The following is a 16,556-nucleotide window of genomic DNA, read 5'->3' as shown; positions in this document are numbered from 1 at the left end:
ATACTCATCCTCGACAAAATTCAAAAATATGGCTAGACAACGCGTCTGAGCTTTGAAATAGCTCTGGTTTCCTGCTGTTCGGTACAACAGCAATATCGTAAATCTGTTTTACATCACCCGTAAAAGTCAAATTACCTACCACCTCACCTGTATTTACATTCACTAACCATATTGCGCACACACTTTTCCCATCTAATAATCTTGGGTTTGCTTTAAAGCGAATATGCTCTTCTGATTTACGTAATGTACTCGTACCGACAAGCATCAAGTCACCAAAGAACGTCATTCCCCTTGTAAAACCTTGCAACTCACATAAAACTCTATTAGTACCTGACTTTGGATCGTATACATGAATATCGCCATCTCCAGATGCACAATAATACACCTTGCCTGCGTGGCATCTTGGCGAATGTGGCATTGAAATACCTGATTTGATGACCTTATTTTCAACGACATCAATAAGCACCCCTTTATTCCCTAGCTCTTCACGCCAACCTTGTGCTGTATCTGATTCACTAAAGGCTGTAGCATAACGAGGCACACCATCTAACAACGCCATGCCATTTAAATGGCATCTATTTTCCGGCTTCAGTTCTGAAATAAACGACGGCACCCAAGCAGCGACAAAACTATGGTCAGGACTTAACTTACTTAAACAAGAGAACATCGAGTTAACTACCCACAAACCATCATTACCCCAACAAATATCATGGATGTTGATCATACCTGTTGATAAAGTCGCTCTTTCTATAAACAAACTGTCGGCTGCCTTTACACTTTTGACTTGTTCATCCCACTCTTCACGAAATTTGGGGCTATCTCTGAGTTCATTATCTTGTAATTTTTTTGGCAACTCTTCATAACGATCAAGGTTCCCATTAATAACATCAGCATAACCACTTGGTGTTTTTTGAAAGTCGATTACTTGATTTAGTGTTCCAAGCGTGACCCTATTTTCGTCGGCATAAAGTCCCATTGGTCTTGGAAATGCCTTTAATTTTGTTTCTAGCTTGCCATTATTGGAACGCACTAAAATAACACGTTGTGATTGATAACTTGTCGCAATCAACGATACGCCCAACTGAGCCAATATTTTTGGGAAGTTGTCACTGTGGGTGCTACTAAAATCTAACGGTTCCATTTCAGTGCTCATTAATTTCACTACCTTTTGATCTAATCAAAGTTACACTCTTTATATTATTTTTATTAACTACATGTGCAGGCAAAATATTTTCAACCATCGTTAATTTTGTTAACGGGTATTCAACTCCGCATGCTTTTAGCTGTGCCACAACGCCTGAAACAATAGCGGCTGATGATGAGGTGCCACCAAAATTTACATACCCATTAAGTGACGTTGATGCAATTGAAGAAGGGGCGTAATAATCAACACATTGCCCATAATTAGAAAACTCAGCAACATTCCCATTTTTATTTATTGCCCCTATAACAACCACTGAACTTAATGCCGATAGATGATTGACTTCACAAGCTTTCTTACCCGAATTTCCTGCTGAAACAACGATAATAGGTGCATTTGATGCAGATGCAACATTCTCAATTACCAGTGACGTAATACCCGATAATAACGGTAAAACCCAACTACAGTTGATAACATCCGCTTTCATCAACTTAGCGACCTGAAATGCCAATATTATAGAAGATGACCATGTTGAAACTTGCCTGATAGCTATTATTTCACTAGTCGGTGCGAAACCCTCAACCCCTATATTATCTTGCTTTGCAGCAATAACTCCAACAACACGTGTACCATGGTAATCAGTTGGGTTTTTAGCACTGGTTGCCAGTGTTTTTTCATCAGGATCATATTCAAACAATACTGTTAAATCATCAAACTCTGGGTGAGTAAAATCAAAGCCGTCATCAATAATTGCAACCCGCACAGTATTCTCTGGTTTATCGCATAAAGGAGCATTTTGTGACACAAGCACGCTGCTAGTCTGCCTGCTTGTTCCTGACGTAACTAACTTTGTGACAGGTGCAATATCTGGTTCGATCTCTAGCACATCTTGATGTTTGCTTAACGCTAAATAAACATCAAAAAAATATTCGGGTCTAGGTGTTACCCAGTAAACCAATTCACTTCCTATATTAGCGATTACTTGAACTTGTTTTATTTCATCATGTAGCTGTGAGATCTCATCGACTGATAGCAAAGAGAGTATTATTATTTTTTTGTTAAAAGCGTACATCTTCCCTGCATCATCAATCAAAAAATTACTGTCATGCTTGGCAAATACAACACTACCTTTAGAGCTTTTAAATTGCAGCTTGTCTAAACTCGCCTGAGCAGATACATCTCTTGCAAATAAGCACACAACTATAATTAAACAGCTGAAAACAATATGCCAATTAAGGTATTTCAACATAAGTAAATAACAACCAACAGAGCTCTTTCAAACAACATATAACTTACTTCCTGCACAAACATAATGGTTTTTCATCATATGTAGAATACAGATTTCAAACTAAAATCTGTATTCTCACACATCAATTTCTTGGTGGATAAATTCCATCTAGTGCAATGCAAAAGTTTAACGCTAAGCTAGGTTGCATATTTTCATGCCGCTGACTCTTACCTGACGATGCTAAACTGCTGCTACTCATAGCACTTGTATTACTATCCAGTGGCGCAGTATATCGCAGTGCACCACCTGAGGAGGCAACGTCTATTGCAAGTTGATTATCACTTGGTTGGTCAGTATTACCAGCTTGAAATACACCTGAAATAACATGGTCATGCTTAGGTAGCTGTATGGGGGCCAACGCTACTTGGCTAACACCACCAAAGGTAGAAAATGGCCGAGTCGTTAGTCCTATCCCTGATCCCGCATGCATTGGTGCTCTGCCTTGTAAATCAGGGACTCCAAATGTTGTTCGTCCATCACCACCGAAATTAGTTCCCAGCAAACTAAATAGCGCTGTAGATTGTGAAATACTGAGTATTTGCCCTGCGCATTTAGCCCAAGCTCTAGGACTATACGTAAGACCAAATATTCTAATTTCAGCCATAAATGGTTCAGCCATAATATTTCTCCTTTAATTTCTTGATGGGAAGAGGCCGTTGAGGCAAATAATAAAATGTATAGCCAAATAAGGCATCATATTAGTATGCGGCTCATTAGCACCCACAGTTTCAACTGCAGCGTCATTTAGTTGCTGACTTTCTCCCGTGACAGCGCCTGATATATAAGTTGACTCAGTTGCAGGGCTTCTCGCCAAAACATTACCAATGGCTGTAGATGTAGTTGCACGATTATTATTTGCCTGCAAGCTATGGGTGTGTGCTGGCATCTGCTGTGGTAGAAGCGTCACTTTTTCTACGCCAGCCTGACGCGCTATAGGGTAAGGTTGTAATCCTGGGCCTTGCCCAAAATGTACGGGTACACGCCCTCTTAAATCAGGCAGCATAAATGACGAGCGCCCATCACCGCCATATTGTGCGCCAATCAATGCAAATAACACTTGGTTTTGACTTATTGAAAAAGTAGACCCGCTACAAAATGCCCACTGCCTAGGTGAGAATGTAGTAGCAATCATTTTTATTTCACCGACAAATGACTCAGACATGCTAGTTTCCTTTTTTAATTTCTAGCTGGAAAGGTACCTTCCAGTGCAATACAAAAATTAAGTACGAGTAAAGGTTGAAGATTAGTATGTGGCGACCCACTCCCGCTACTACTAACAACATCCTGAGCAAGTTCTGTCAAATCTAACGATGAACCGTATACGAAAGGTTCAGCTGAGGTACCCTTATTATCCTTTGATTCAGAAAATATACGATCTGTAAACGCGGGGCTATTAGCGGCTATGCTAGCCGTAGCTTTTACTGCATGCGTATGCGCTGGCATTTCATCTAACGTTAACCTAACCGTTTCCTCCCCTGAACTATCTCCAGCATAAAAGGGACGGTTTTCAGTGCTCAAAAACCCACTACCGATAGGCGTGCGCCCCCGTAAGTCCGGTAACTTAAAATCACTTGTTCCGTTACCACCAAACTGAGTCCCTAATAGAGCATACAGTGCCCCATTCTGTGTAATTGCGATCACTCCACCATTACAGAATGCCCAATTTTTTGGGGCAAAATCAAACGCAAATGGTCGTATTTCAGATATAAACGGATCAGCCATATAAATCTCCCTACTCACTTTTATTAAACGAATAATTTAGTCTATTAAACACGAAGTACTATTTTTGTGTCGTGATGTATATCTCATACTCAGTTTCGCTATTTGGTGATAGAAACAGCTCTGCATCATTAAATGCATCGTGTGTGAGTCTATATGTGCCTTGTTCTAAAGGTTCATTTGCAGAGCCTTTAAGCAAAACACGAAATGCATCCCATTGTTCCCCATTCAGTTTTGTTCTATCAACTGATGATACCTTTAACTCTACTTCACCATCTTGACCAGCAACCTTAACAATTGACCCTTGTGCTCTTTCAACATTTTCAAACGTAAACTTTTCCATATTCAACTCCTGTGTTTAACTTCGCTTAGTCACACACCACTCATTAATTTCACTGGGTGTGGGTACCACGCCATAAATTCATATGGCGGGCTAATTGATTCAACTTGAAACCCTAAACGCGCATACAACTGCTTAGCAGCAAAATTATGTTGCTCAACGGTCAGTGTTAAAGGTGCACCAGATTGTAATGCGGCACTTTGAAACGATTGAATTATCGCTGAGCCAAAACCATGCCCTCTCGCACTTGGTAAAAAGCCAATATCGACGATACGAATTTCATTTGGGCCAAAATCAATGGTTGCCTTACCGATTGCTTCATGATGTTTTTCAATAATAAAGTACATTGCATTGGGGAACTTATCTCCATACCCTTGGGTTTGAGCTTTAAACTGCATTTCCACAATTGACTCTACAAAATCTTTTTCGCCATCAATTAACTGTAAGTCTTGTCGCATTAAACTATGCAGCTTTTCTAAAAAAGGCTTATCGTTTGCATTTGACGGTCTTATATTTAAGCCCTTAGGAATATTAAGTTTCATTACCTCTTTAGCTCCTTAGCTTACTTTTTTTACTACAATATGTTTTTTCTTTAGAGTTCATAATTAAATCCAACAACCACTCATTAACATTACAGTCTATGACAAGGTTGATTCTTGGTGTATCACCAGTATTTATTACAGAATGTTCCGCATCGGCATTTATATACCAACAGCTGCTCTGACTTATTGGAACTTTTAAATCATCCACTAAAAATTCAACATGTTCAGATGTCTCTAAAGAAATATGAATACGTGCCTGGGCTGATAGCTCAATACTCAATCCAAGGTCTCGGTGGGGTTTAATCAAAGAGTTGGGGGAAAGGCGCATAAGCCGTGCAGATAAAATATTACATTTAAATTGTGACAATAACTCACTAATAGAAGGTAAATATTGAAGGTGATCGCCATCAATAAAACTTGAGCTAGACTCAATTGCGAAAGATTGCAGAATCACATGCTTATCAGCATGTTCAACAGGCACTCTTAAAGGCAATACATCCCAATCGCCCTGATAACACTGGGTATTAACATGTCTAACCCATTCTAATTTTTTTGCTACAAGCAAATCGGCAGACATCTTTTTTACATTATAAAAAATTTCAAGCTTGGCAAACGAAATGACTGGAGAGACTATATTCTCACCAGCATTAACAACTTCAGGAATAAGTATGTCATCATTCATTATTTGTTCTCAAACGAAGAGAATGAATGAGCAAGTATTTAATCTTAAAACAAAGTGTATACAGGATGGGGGTGAAATCGATTTCTGTATGTATATTGTTGCGGTATGTTGAGCTACTTTCACTCACTATAACGGCTTTAGCAAATGACTCTAATTGCATTTTAAGTAAAGACTTTAAATAACAAATTATTGGTTTTGCGCGCCGTAAACGCTTTGTAAGCTGTGAACTTTGTGCTTCCATACTGAAATATTCCTTTGATATCCAATTATCGTGCTAAATTCTATTAGGGAATTAATGCTACATTCAGTTAAGAGCTTAGTTTAAAAGCTATAGGGTACAACTTTAATTTTCATTTATTTTATATAGCTTTAATTTATTTGACTTATATCAAACATCATAAAAAACCATAAAAAAAATAAAAGGCTTAGTAAATGCAGCTTAATTTAAATTATCTTGAGCATGGCACAGGAGTGTTATAAAAAACATTACACGTTATTACATGGCATCATTTTTATTCTTATAAATAACTGCAGGCTTGATTTGCTTAGCTTTATAATGAGCTCATATTTATATATTGCACAATTCGAGGACTATTCGTCCTATTTGGACAACTACCATGCGGCAGTGTATGTTGCCAAACAATTAAACTGCCCGCTTTTGCAGGCAAAGGCGTACTGTGCCATTGTTGGCAATTAAAATGATGTGGATTGGTGTTTTTAGGTAAGCTAGCAAGCCAGCCGTCTATTTTTTTATGAAAACCAGGAACACAACTAAACGCACCTTGATCAGCGGTAACGTCAGTAAGGTACAGTAACCCTTGCGTTGCAAAGGTGAGCGGTTTATTAAAATTAATATCCCAGTGCAGATTTGGCCCGGGAAACTGCCAACTCAATGTCTCTGGCGGGTTAAAACCAACCCTATCAGTACTTACAGTTAAATTACTTTTACCCCACAGTTGCTCAAAAACATCCCGCACCTGAGGCTGCTTCCGAATAGCTTGCATTGTTATATCATTAAAAATTTGTACCATAACTCCTTGTTTAAGATCATGATTTCGGTACCATGAAGCAGGATTGTGTTTATCCATATTCAAACGTTCATAAATCATATTACAAACGTTTTCACATAGCGTTTTTTCCACCAACTCAGGAATAATAACGTAACCATTATCATCCCAGCTTTGCCACTGCTGTGACGTTAAAACATAATGACGAGGCTGATTTAGTAATATTTTTTGTTGTTTTGGGTCTTTTTGCTGAAAAAATGCTGCTACCTTTTCATTTAACTTACTTTTAACTGTATTTGAAATAGCTATGCCATAACGCTGTTCTACCCAGTTTTCGAACGTTAAAAAACTATCCGATGAAAAAATGAATTCTATCGTCGGTGTGAGCCCTAAGCCTAAAGTATCCATGATCATGACATCAAGCGACCATTCGCCTTCTATTATTTTTTTATCCGCACAGCCTTGTTTTTGTAATTGCGCTTTGTGCCACATTCGTTTTAATTGAAATAGACCTAAGCGCCCAGTTTCTTTATAACAAGGTAGTATGCTCTGCGCTGTTGTGTGCAGAGATGGCACTTTTGCTATCAATTCATTTTGCATAATAACTCCTTTTTCTTGCCTGATTTTAGACAAGCAAAACACCTTAAATTGATTTATTAACGCTAACTAAACTTAGTTAGAATAGAGTGCTATATTACTGTAAGCAACAATTGTAATTGCTAAATACAGGGAGTGGTATGAACACTGAGATTGAAAAAATTCTCGCCTTTGTTACTCATATTGGAATAAAGCACAGGTATCAAACGTTAAACGAAAAGACTTTTTTGCCGGGAATTAAAGTAGCCCAGGGAACTTTACTACTTGATTTAGAAAAATGCCTCTACCCTGGTGACATCCTTCATGAAGCAGGGCATATTGCAGTAACCTCAGAGACAAACAGAACCTGTTTAACCGGCGATATGAAAAACCATGATCACCAAGCCGCTGAAGAAATGACCGCGATTGCATGGTCATGGGCCGCAGCCTGTTACTTAAATATTGCACCCGATGTTTTATTTCATAAACACGGTTATAGAGGCAGTTCAGCTAGCTTAATAACCGCTTTTAGCAATAATACTGGGTTTGGCTATCCGCTGTTGTATTCATGGTTTATGTGCGAACAACCTGATCACCCCAACGGTTATCCAAACATGTTGAGGTGGCTTAGAGATGACGCCTACACACAAGCTCAACTAAAAAAATTACAATAAATACGATAAGGAATATACGTGCTTGATAATAACTTTTCCTCAGAGCAGCTTACTTTACTATGTGCTGACTTAGCTCAACTAAGATTAATAGCCGATTTAACACTTGCGCCTACTATTCCGTACTTTGCTGAAAAGCCTTATCCTATTGGTCGTTGTAGAGAAATAAGAGACGAAGTATTTACATTACTACAAGCACAACTGCCGCACACAAACAAACCTGGGCTTAGTTTATTAAAAACTCTTATTGCCCAAGGCAATCCTTTACAAAAAGCATGGGGGTCACTGCGGGATGAATATTTTCAAAACGCATTTATTATTGGTCCTTGGTATATTGATGTTTCTAACGACACCGTGAATGCCAATAAACCCAGAGTAGAGATTTTGCCTTTAGCGACATCAAACTTTACCCCAATTAAAGATTTTACTCAGTTTGTAAAAATAGCCCGTAACTATTGGAAAGTTGAGGTGTATAGAAATGATGTATGCCCAGCACTTGCGCCTTATATGCCACTTTTATGCGTTGGCGATAACGGTACTAGCTGGCTAGGAGCTGCAAACGACGACATGCTAAACATCGCAATACAAAGCCAATTTAGCCAGTCAAAAGCAATATTAAATGATCTACCAAGCCCGCCCAAAGGGATATTACAACGCTGGCAATCGCTGTTATTAAACTTCACGCACGACCCTCTATTAACAATAAAAGGAGATGCAATCTCCTATTGTGATGAATACAGTAAAAAGTTACAGCACCCCGATCTAGCACACAGGGATGCCGCTGTGATTGCCTATTCATCGTTACCAAAGTCAGTGTGATTTAGAATATCAGTGCAACACTCATTGTAATGATGTGTAATAGAAAAGCCTGCCCTTGTCCCTGTACTCCTTAGAATTTATAAAGCGCTATGACACCTAGACTTATAGCGCTTTAACAAATTGTTAGCTAAAACGCTTGTAACCCCTGCCATGCCAATTGCAGCGCAAGTAAGGTTAAAACAACCCGAAAAATACGTTTAAACTTCTCGGCAGAAATACGGTGTAATAACTGTAAACCAAGCCACGTGCCAAGCGCACCACTGATGATCATTGCCGCAACTAAAGGCAACCACTGCCAAAACGAAAAACCTACAAAGCCATACAAAATAGCTTTAAAAGTATGTTGCACACTCATACAAGCGGAAAAAGTAGCGGTATATCTTAGCTTTTCATAATTATTAACATACAAACAACTGCCCACTAACGGGCCACTTGCGCCAACAAACATCGATAAAAATGTTGTCACAGCACCAGCTGTACTGCGCCATAAAGCTGAGGTTTCACGCAACTTTGGCGTCACTCCCCATAATAAATAAAGTACAAACCCTGCCACGACAATTTTCATCAATTCAAGTGGAATACGGGTCACAATAGACGACGCAGCAAACGCACCAATAAGCCCACCGAGTGAAAAGTACGCAAACATACTTTTATCAAGGTGTTTAAAAGTCAGCATAAACCTATTGGCATTTGAGCCCAGCTGCACTAACCCATGCACCGGAATAACAATACTCATAGGCAATAACGATGCCATCACCACCAACAACATCAACCCGCCACCAGCACCAAAAGCCGCCGAAATCATCGACGTTACAGCCGATAATATAATAAGCCCAATCACGCTGAGCGGCGTTAATAAATCGCCAGCTAAAAATTCCATATAAGATCACTTGGCAAGTAAAAGAGAATAATGACGTTAACATGAGTAAAAATAAGATGCGAGTACCTAAAGCACCAGTAAAATGAAGCGCTTATTTCAATAAAATAAAAATAAGCGATGAGCTATTAAAACAATAAAACACTTCGCCTTAAACATAAAAAAACCCGCAAAATTGATTACTCAAATTTGCGGGTTTTTTAGGGTTTTTAAATCAACGAATTTAAAAACCGATATTGGTGGAGCTGGGGGGATTTGAACCCCCGTCCGAAAAGCCTCGACCGTCGGTACTACATGTTTAGTATTGTCATTTAATTAACCTTTAAGTCCCGGACAAACACGGTAAGTAAAGGCGAGGCCGCTTAGTTTTAGCGCTTCAACCCCGGCCAGGGTTTCCGTCGCGATCAGGTGTTGGGGTGACACTCCAAAATCCAGTCCACAAGAATACATGGAAGGAGCGCTAGCTAGCCTAAGCTGCTAGAGAGTAGTTATCGTCGTTTGCGATTACTTTAAGTTGCGGCTTTTTAACGAGGCAAACCGCACCTCGACATGCACCTTGGGCTTCTTGAATTCCGTCGAATCCTAATCAGCCCCTGAATTAGTAAACTCATTCAGAGCGTGCAGCCAGTATAACCGAGTAACGCGCTGATACTCAAGGCCCTTTTATGCTTTATTTTATATTGCTATGTAGTTGCTGATTAAACACGCAACAAATGTTACTACCCCCTCCTAGATCAAGCAAATAAATAACATTTACTTAACAATATTTGAAAGTTATGTTCAAATGGTCTGCTACTTTGAAAATGCCTGACTATGGGTTTTAGCCGAGCGGCATATAAATAAAAAATATCTACATCCAAAATAATAAAAACAGGCATATTACATAGGAAATTAATAAATGTCGTTGTTTATACATAACCCTGTAACGGGTTTTGTGTCACTGCTTGAGCACCCTAAAAATAGTGGTTTCCCAGTGACAAGTTCGCAACTTATTGAGTTAATCGAACAGTCTCCGTTTGCTGATTTTGCTATAGTCAGTGCAAATATTGGTAAGCTATTCTCACCGAGCAAAAACTATCAGGATGATTCTTTAATTGTTACTCGTGCACTGGATGCGTCGGTATTCATTCAAGTTGATGAGAAAAATATGGTCGCTGAAGCCACATTAACCACGGCTAAAGGTGGGGCCTTAATGTCGATTGACAAGGCTCGCGAAGCACTCGTTGATGCTGGCGTATTACATGGCATTAGCACTCGTGCTCTGGACAATTTTTTAGGTCAGCAATTTGACAAGCCTGCGGGTGTTTCCTATAGAGCGATTGTTGCTCATGGTCGTAGACCAAAAGAAGGCAGCGACGCTAAATTTGTACGTTTGTGCGCTACAGCACAAGATCGTGTATTGAGTCCACAAGCAAAAGAAGGTGGTAAGGTCGATATGCGCAATTTAGGCGCGATCATCACTGTAAAACCGGGCACTCCTCTAATGCAGCGTGTTGCTGCAACTCCTGGGGAAGATGGTTATACGGTATTTGGTGATGTGCTGCCCGCCATACCAGGTAAAGATCTACCATTACAACCATTTGAAGGCACTAAACTCGATCCAACTAATCCCAATGTACTGATTGCAGATTGTAAAGGTGTGCCTGTCGCCCTCCCTCGTGGCATGCGCGTTGATGACGTGTTGTGTTTTGATAATGTTGATATTGGCACCGGTCATGTTGATTTTGACGGCAGCGTAATTATCAGTGGCGATATAAAAGATGGTATGCACGTGCGTGCCAGTGGTGATATCACGGTATTGGGATTTGTTGAATCAGGCCAGATCGAAAGTGCCAGTGCGGTCACAATTATGCTCGGTGCAATTGGTCGTAAGCGTGAAAATGACGAAGCGTTTACTTGCAAAATTAAAGCCGCTCGGACTATTTCAATTGGCTATGCCCAGTATTGCCATATTCATAGCGAACAAGATCTCTTTATTGAACGACAAGCATTACATTGTGACTTGAGTGCTCGGCGGTTGATCCGCGTTGGTAAAGCAAATAATCCGCGCGGTAAAATTATTGGCGGCAATATTTTAGATGCCATGCGAATTGAAACCGGAGAGCTAGGTGCCCCATCGGGCACAAAAACCCGAGTTTTCATCGCGCAGTATTGGCATGACTTGAGACAAAAACAATTGCAAATTGCCGATTTTGAAAAACTGTTAGCCACTAAATCCGCAGCATTAAAGCAAGCACGTAAAAAAGCAGTTAAAATTCCAGCACCAGCAAAACGACAATTATTTTTAGACAAAATTAGTGCTAGCGAGCAACAAATTAATATTCGTATTGCCAACACCAAACGTAAAAAACATTTAGTAAAACAAAAAATAGCACAGCTTTTAGCTACTAGCCGTTTAAAAATTAATGAGTTAATGCATCCCGGTGTGGAGCTAAAAATCGCAAAAGATTCAAAACACTTTTCGCGTATTTATCCGCCCCACTTAGTTAAAATGAGCGAAGGTAAAATTACTCAGTCGTTTTAACGGCTGAGTCTTCGTTGTCACCAGCTTGCTCTGCATCTTCCGGCACTTCTTCGGCCAGCGGCCAGCCACCTAGTTGCTGCCAGCGATTAACTATTAAGCAATATAGCTCTGCGGTGCGTTCGGTATCATACAATGCTGAATGCGCTTGTTTGTTGTCAAATTCAATTCCCGCTGCACGGCATGCTTTTGCCAGTACCGTTTGGCCAAGCGCTAAGCCCGCCAAAGAGGTCGTATCAAAGCTTACAAAAGGATGAAATGGTGTGCGCTTGATATTATTACGTTCGATAGCTGCATTTAAAAAACCGTGATCAAACGCGGCATTATGAGCAACAACCACAGAACGCTGACACCCCGCTGCTTTTTGCGCTTTGCGTACCACTTTACAAATCTCTTTGATCGCTTCCTCTTCAGATACTGCGCCACGTAATGGTGAGAAAGGGTCGATACCATTAAAATCAATGGCTGCTTGTTCAATGTTTGCGCCTTCAAATGGCTCAACATGAAAATGCACAGTATGATCAATACTGAGTAGGCCTTCATCATCCATTTTTAATACTGACACCGCAATTTCTAACAGTGCATCGGTTACTTTATTAAAGCCTGCAGTTTCAACATCAATAACCACCGGGAAAAAGCCACGAAAGCGTTTTGCGAAAAGAGTTTGTTCAGTATTTGCCATAGTATTCTTGGTTTGCCAGAGTAAGCTGGCTATTATGTCAAAAATCATAGTGGCTAGGCTAGCGCTTTACAGATTAAATTAACACTTACATTTAGGCATATAACTTGCTTTACTTAACTAGAACTAGAGCTAGCTAACGACACTTTGATGACTGTTAGCCTCTGTAAATGCAGCTTTTGCCAAGATATTGGCGTAATAAATTGTTGGAGATCCCGTAATGAAGCTTTCAATGCTGTTTATCAGTCTAAGCATTGCAACTGCATGCCTTTCAGATACGGCCAGCGCTGCAATGCGCCAGTACACAGCCACGGCAGATAACTCACAATGGGAAGTTGTAAAAACAACTCGCTTACAATGCCAATTAAATCATGAAGTTCCATATTATGGCGAAGCTATTTTCAGCGCTACCGCGAGCAAAAATAAAGACCTGCTATTTAACTTGGATATGGTTGTCCGTCCTGACAATTACAGTATTGCTGGTTTAAAAGCAGTCCCGCCAATCTGGCGAGCAGGTTTACCAGCACGTGATATTGCTGACATGAAATTACTACGAAAATTTGACGGCGAACTGGGTAACAAAACGGCATGGGAAATGTTGACCGAGCTTGAAAAAGGCTACCAACCTACTTTTTATTACCAAGACTGGCAAAATAGTGCCGATAAAATTGCCGTTGGCTTATCGAACATTAATTTTAAACAAGCCTATTGGGCATTTTTACAATGCCGCGATGAATTACTGCCATACAGCTTTGAAGATATTTCCTTCACGATTATGAATTATCAACCAAATACCAGTAAACTTACTAAATCATCAAAACAACGTTTAGATAAAATTGCTGAGTATTTAAAGTACGATACGACGATTGCGGCTATTTCGATTGACTCATACACAGATAGCTACGGTGGTCGTTGGAACAACTTAGAGCTGTCTAAAAAACGAGCTCAAGCGATCAAAGAATATATGGTGAGCCTAGGAATTGATGAAACTAAAGTTGAAACGCAAGGCTTTGGTGAAAAACGTCACGTAGCGACTAACGATAATATTTTGGGCCGCGATAAAAACCGCCGCTTAGTGATACAAATTGAGAAAATGTAGCTAAAAGAAGTAATGCCTTTTAGCTACATGACGACTGTTGTTAAGGGTTAAGCTTTTTAAACGTGGCTCTTTTTTTCAACCAACCATCACCAAACTGAAACACCGCTAAGCTCAGTAATATGATGGCAGCGCCAATAAGTAATTGTTGATCAATTGCTTCATTATTTAACCAGCCCCCTAAGCCAATCGCAAAGCTTGGTGTGATCAAGGTGGTTAGCGCCACGGTACTAGCTGGTAATTTTTGTAACACATGAAAATAAGCAAGCGAACCAACCAATGAGCCAAACACGCCCAAATACACAATTGACCACAGTGATTTTACTGTCCACGTACTCGTATTGAGCTCACCATCGAACAACCACCAAGTAATAAAAAATAAGGGCGTAACAAATACTAATGCACCAAATGTGGTCGCCATTGGATGAATAGCAATTTTTATTCGCTTGATCATCACCCCACTTAAACTAAAAAAGCACACAGCCATAAATACGTAAGCTAAACCCTGCATTTGCATCAATGAGCCTTGCATGTGTTTTTCACTTACCAAAAATAACCCCAATAGCGCAAATGCTAACGCAATTAGTTTAACAACGCTGAATTTTGGCTCGTTGAGTAATCGCTGTGCTAATAAACCAGATAAAATTGGTGCCAGACCAAACATTAATGATATCAGCCCTGATGGAACTGTTTTAGCTGCCATATAACTCAACAGCATGCCACCATATATGCCGATACTCGAATAACCATACAAAAAACACGCACGACGGTGCCAAGGGACACGAATATTAGCAATCGCCACAACTAATGCAGCCAGCACTAATCCTATCGACATCCGTAACAATACCGCGAGCGTTGGTGTAACAGACTCACTGCTCCAAACAATTCCCAAAGGCGTTGTTGACCAAATTAAGACCATTAAAAAATATGATGCTTTAACGCTCACAAGCGGATCCTTTTAGCAAAGTGGCGATAACAAAGAGAAAGGAGATACAGCACTAACCGCTTTGAAATCGCGGTTAGTAAAAAACAACTTAACCGCAGCGCAGCAATGGGCGCACAACTGATAGATTCAGCCATGGGCGCATGGTTAGGGCTCGGTTAACTTGTTGCATGTAAATAGTATTCTTAATAATAAATTGAATTTATAGAAATAGCAGAACTGGTTAATAAGTCAACTGCTAGAGTGGTTTTTATACCAAAAACTGACTTCACAATGATGGCTTGTAAATCATAAGTTACATTTAATTTCTTTGATTTGTAACAAAACTATTTAAGTTTGTGCCAACTAGTTATATCTTGCCTGCCTCTCACGATGTTTTAGGGGCAAAAAGTGCTTAAAAATAAAACAATAGGCAGCATGTTAATTGTTGCAGGTACCACTATCGGCGCAGGGATGTTGGCGCTACCAATCGCTTCTGCGGGACTTGGCTTTACAACCGCATTAGCATTAATTATTTCAATATGGGCGTTAATGACTTATACCGCATTATTAATGCTCGAATTACATCAACATGCTGATCGCGATGCCACGCTAAATACGTTAGCAAAATCATGGTTAGGTAAACGCGGCCAATATCTGGCTAATTTTTCGGTGATGTTTTTATTCTATGCGCTTTGCTCAGCTTACATTGCAGGTGGTGGTGCGCAACTACAAGAAAAAATAAATAACGGCTTTAGCCTCGATATTGCTCCGCAAGTAGGTTCAATCATTCTAGCGATTGTAATAGGCACAGTTGTTACCTTAGGCACCAGTAAGGTCGATAAGCTAAACCGAGTGTTATTTAGCATCAAAATTGTGGTACTGGCGAGCTTATTTTATATGTTAACCCCGTATGTTCATGGCCAACATTTACTCGAAATGCCCATTGAACAAGGCCTTATTTTATCAGCTATTCCTGTGGTATTTACCTCTTTTGGTTTTCATGGTTCGATCCCATCGATCGTTAAATATGTTGGTTTAGATATTAAAACCTTACGCCGTGTCATGATTGCCGGAGCAGCTTTACCGCTGGTTATTTACATTTTTTGGCAGTTGATCAGCCAAGGTATGATGAGTCAAGCTGAATTACTAAAAAGCTCTGGCTTACCAGGCTTTGTGGCAAGTATTGCCAGTATCGCTAATAACGCAGCTGTTGCCACTGCAGTTAACCTATTTGCAGACTTAGCACTGGCAACATCATTTTTAGGGGTGAGCCTAGGATTATTTGATTTCTTTGCTGATGCCTTTAAAAAAGGAGATGGTAATAAAGATCGGATAAAAACAGCCCTCATTACTTTTATCCCGCCATTAGGATTTGCATTGTTTTACCCACAAGGTTTTATTATGGCGCTTGGCTATGCAGCTATCGCTTTAGTCGTACTAGCAGTGTTTTTACCCGTAGCAATGGTTTATAAGCAGCGTAGCAACGATAAAGGCGGCTATACAGTGCGTGGTGGTAATTTTGGTCTGGCAGTAGCGGCGCTTTGCGGCGTGCTTATTATCAGCGCCCAAGGGCTGCAGATGGCAGGTTTAATCCCCGCGATAGGTTAATGCAAAAAGGCACCTAAATGGTGCCTTTTGGTATTTTAACTAACTTGAGTTAGATTAAACATGTG

The 16,556-nt window shown here is 40.0% G+C and carries 17 protein-coding genes and 1 other RNA gene; 5 read left to right on the top strand and 13 right to left on the bottom strand.

Translation table 11 applies throughout. The features are described 5' to 3' along the window. Positions 1–4: 4 nt before the first annotated feature. From H5186_RS02755 to H5186_RS02715, 9 genes are all read right to left on the bottom strand, one after another. Positions 5–1,153 (bottom strand): TIGR03032 family protein, encoded by a 1,149-nt coding sequence (locus tag H5186_RS02755; protein ID WP_259398577.1) that lies wholly within the window; start codon positions 1,151–1,153, stop codon positions 5–7. Continuing rightward, entirely contained in the window at positions 1,143–2,234 is a 1,092-nt protein-coding gene (locus H5186_RS02750; protein ID WP_259398578.1) for a S8/S53 family peptidase, read from the bottom strand. The genes H5186_RS02755 and H5186_RS02750 overlap by 11 nt, the downstream gene beginning before the upstream one ends. Positions 2,235–2,511: 277 nt before the next feature. Next, a complete protein-coding gene (locus tag H5186_RS02745; RefSeq protein ID WP_054205193.1) occupies positions 2,512–3,048 on the bottom strand; it encodes a phage tail protein in 537 nt (178 codons plus the stop codon). 12 nt (positions 3,049–3,060) lie between these two features. After that, positions 3,061–3,591 carry a phage tail protein gene (locus tag H5186_RS02740; RefSeq protein WP_054205192.1) on the bottom strand — a complete coding sequence of 177 codons (531 nt, stop codon included), beginning with the start codon at positions 3,589–3,591 and terminating at the stop codon, positions 3,061–3,063. 14 nt (positions 3,592–3,605) lie between these two features. Further along, on the bottom strand, positions 3,606–4,151 hold the full coding sequence (locus tag H5186_RS02735) for a phage tail protein (protein ID WP_145242941.1): 546 nt from the start codon (positions 4,149–4,151) through the stop codon (positions 3,606–3,608). Positions 4,152–4,209: 58 nt separating this feature from the next. Further along, positions 4,210–4,491, bottom strand: coding sequence for a DUF6916 family protein (locus H5186_RS02730; protein WP_054205190.1), 282 nt, complete (start codon positions 4,489–4,491; stop codon positions 4,210–4,212). Between the two features lie 29 nt (positions 4,492–4,520). Continuing rightward, on the bottom strand, positions 4,521–5,030 hold the full coding sequence (locus tag H5186_RS02725; protein WP_145242939.1) for a GNAT family N-acetyltransferase: 510 nt from the start codon (positions 5,028–5,030) through the stop codon (positions 4,521–4,523). 7 nt (positions 5,031–5,037) lie between these two features. Next, positions 5,038–5,712 (bottom strand): aspartyl/asparaginyl beta-hydroxylase domain-containing protein, encoded by a 675-nt coding sequence (locus tag H5186_RS02720; RefSeq protein ID WP_145242937.1) that lies wholly within the window; start codon positions 5,710–5,712, stop codon positions 5,038–5,040. 551 nt (positions 5,713–6,263) lie between these two features. After that, positions 6,264–7,319 (bottom strand): phytanoyl-CoA dioxygenase family protein, encoded by a 1,056-nt coding sequence (locus tag H5186_RS02715; RefSeq protein ID WP_145242935.1) that lies wholly within the window; start codon positions 7,317–7,319, stop codon positions 6,264–6,266. Between the two features lie 137 nt (positions 7,320–7,456). Between H5186_RS02715 and H5186_RS02710 the strand changes: the two genes are divergently transcribed. Next, the gene (locus tag H5186_RS02710) at positions 7,457–7,969 is read left to right on the top strand and encodes a hypothetical protein (RefSeq protein WP_182794095.1); all 513 of its coding nucleotides are present in this window, start codon (positions 7,457–7,459) and stop codon (positions 7,967–7,969) included. 18 nt (positions 7,970–7,987) lie between these two features. Further along, positions 7,988–8,785 (top strand): hypothetical protein, encoded by a 798-nt coding sequence (locus tag H5186_RS02705; protein ID WP_182794094.1) that lies wholly within the window; start codon positions 7,988–7,990, stop codon positions 8,783–8,785. 127 nt (positions 8,786–8,912) lie between these two features. Here H5186_RS02705 and H5186_RS02700 read toward each other — a convergent pair whose 3' ends face one another. Continuing rightward, a complete protein-coding gene (locus H5186_RS02700; protein ID WP_182794093.1) occupies positions 8,913–9,665 on the bottom strand; it encodes a sulfite exporter TauE/SafE family protein in 753 nt (250 codons plus the stop codon). Between the two features lie 234 nt (positions 9,666–9,899). Then, positions 9,900–10,256: a transfer-messenger RNA gene (ssrA, locus tag H5186_RS02695) on the bottom strand. Positions 10,257–10,560: 304 nt separating this feature from the next. On the opposite strand from ssrA, the gene H5186_RS02690 reads away from it, so the two are divergent. Next, the gene (locus H5186_RS02690; RefSeq protein ID WP_182794092.1) at positions 10,561–12,186 is read left to right on the top strand and encodes a DUF342 domain-containing protein; all 1,626 of its coding nucleotides are present in this window, start codon (positions 10,561–10,563) and stop codon (positions 12,184–12,186) included. Here the strand turns inward: H5186_RS02690 and rnt are convergent. Next, positions 12,170–12,865 carry a ribonuclease T gene (gene rnt, locus H5186_RS02685; RefSeq protein WP_182761212.1) on the bottom strand — a complete coding sequence of 232 codons (696 nt, stop codon included), beginning with the start codon at positions 12,863–12,865 and terminating at the stop codon, positions 12,170–12,172. The two genes, H5186_RS02690 and rnt, sit on opposite strands and share 17 nt — an antisense overlap. A 217-nt stretch (positions 12,866–13,082) precedes the next feature. Here rnt and H5186_RS02680 point away from each other — a divergent pair, with 217 nt between their 5' ends. Beyond that, complete coding sequence (locus tag H5186_RS02680) at positions 13,083–13,961, top strand: OmpA family protein (RefSeq protein ID WP_145237165.1); 879 nt, start codon at positions 13,083–13,085, stop codon at positions 13,959–13,961. A gap of 40 nt (positions 13,962–14,001) precedes the next feature. On the opposite strand, the gene H5186_RS02675 is transcribed toward H5186_RS02680, so the two are convergent. Beyond that, complete coding sequence (locus H5186_RS02675; RefSeq protein ID WP_145237168.1) at positions 14,002–14,904, bottom strand: DMT family transporter; 903 nt, start codon at positions 14,902–14,904, stop codon at positions 14,002–14,004. 387 nt (positions 14,905–15,291) lie between these two features. Here H5186_RS02675 and H5186_RS02670 point away from each other — a divergent pair, with 387 nt between their 5' ends. Next, the gene (locus tag H5186_RS02670; protein WP_182794091.1) at positions 15,292–16,491 is read left to right on the top strand and encodes an aromatic amino acid transport family protein; all 1,200 of its coding nucleotides are present in this window, start codon (positions 15,292–15,294) and stop codon (positions 16,489–16,491) included. The last annotated feature ends 65 nt before the right edge of the window (positions 16,492–16,556 follow it).

The organism is Pseudoalteromonas sp. SG41-2, assembly GCF_014164535.1.
In the GTDB taxonomy this organism is placed as follows: Bacteria; Pseudomonadota; Gammaproteobacteria; order Enterobacterales; family Alteromonadaceae; genus Pseudoalteromonas; species Pseudoalteromonas rhizosphaerae.
This window is presented reverse-complemented; position numbering and strand designations above follow the sequence as displayed.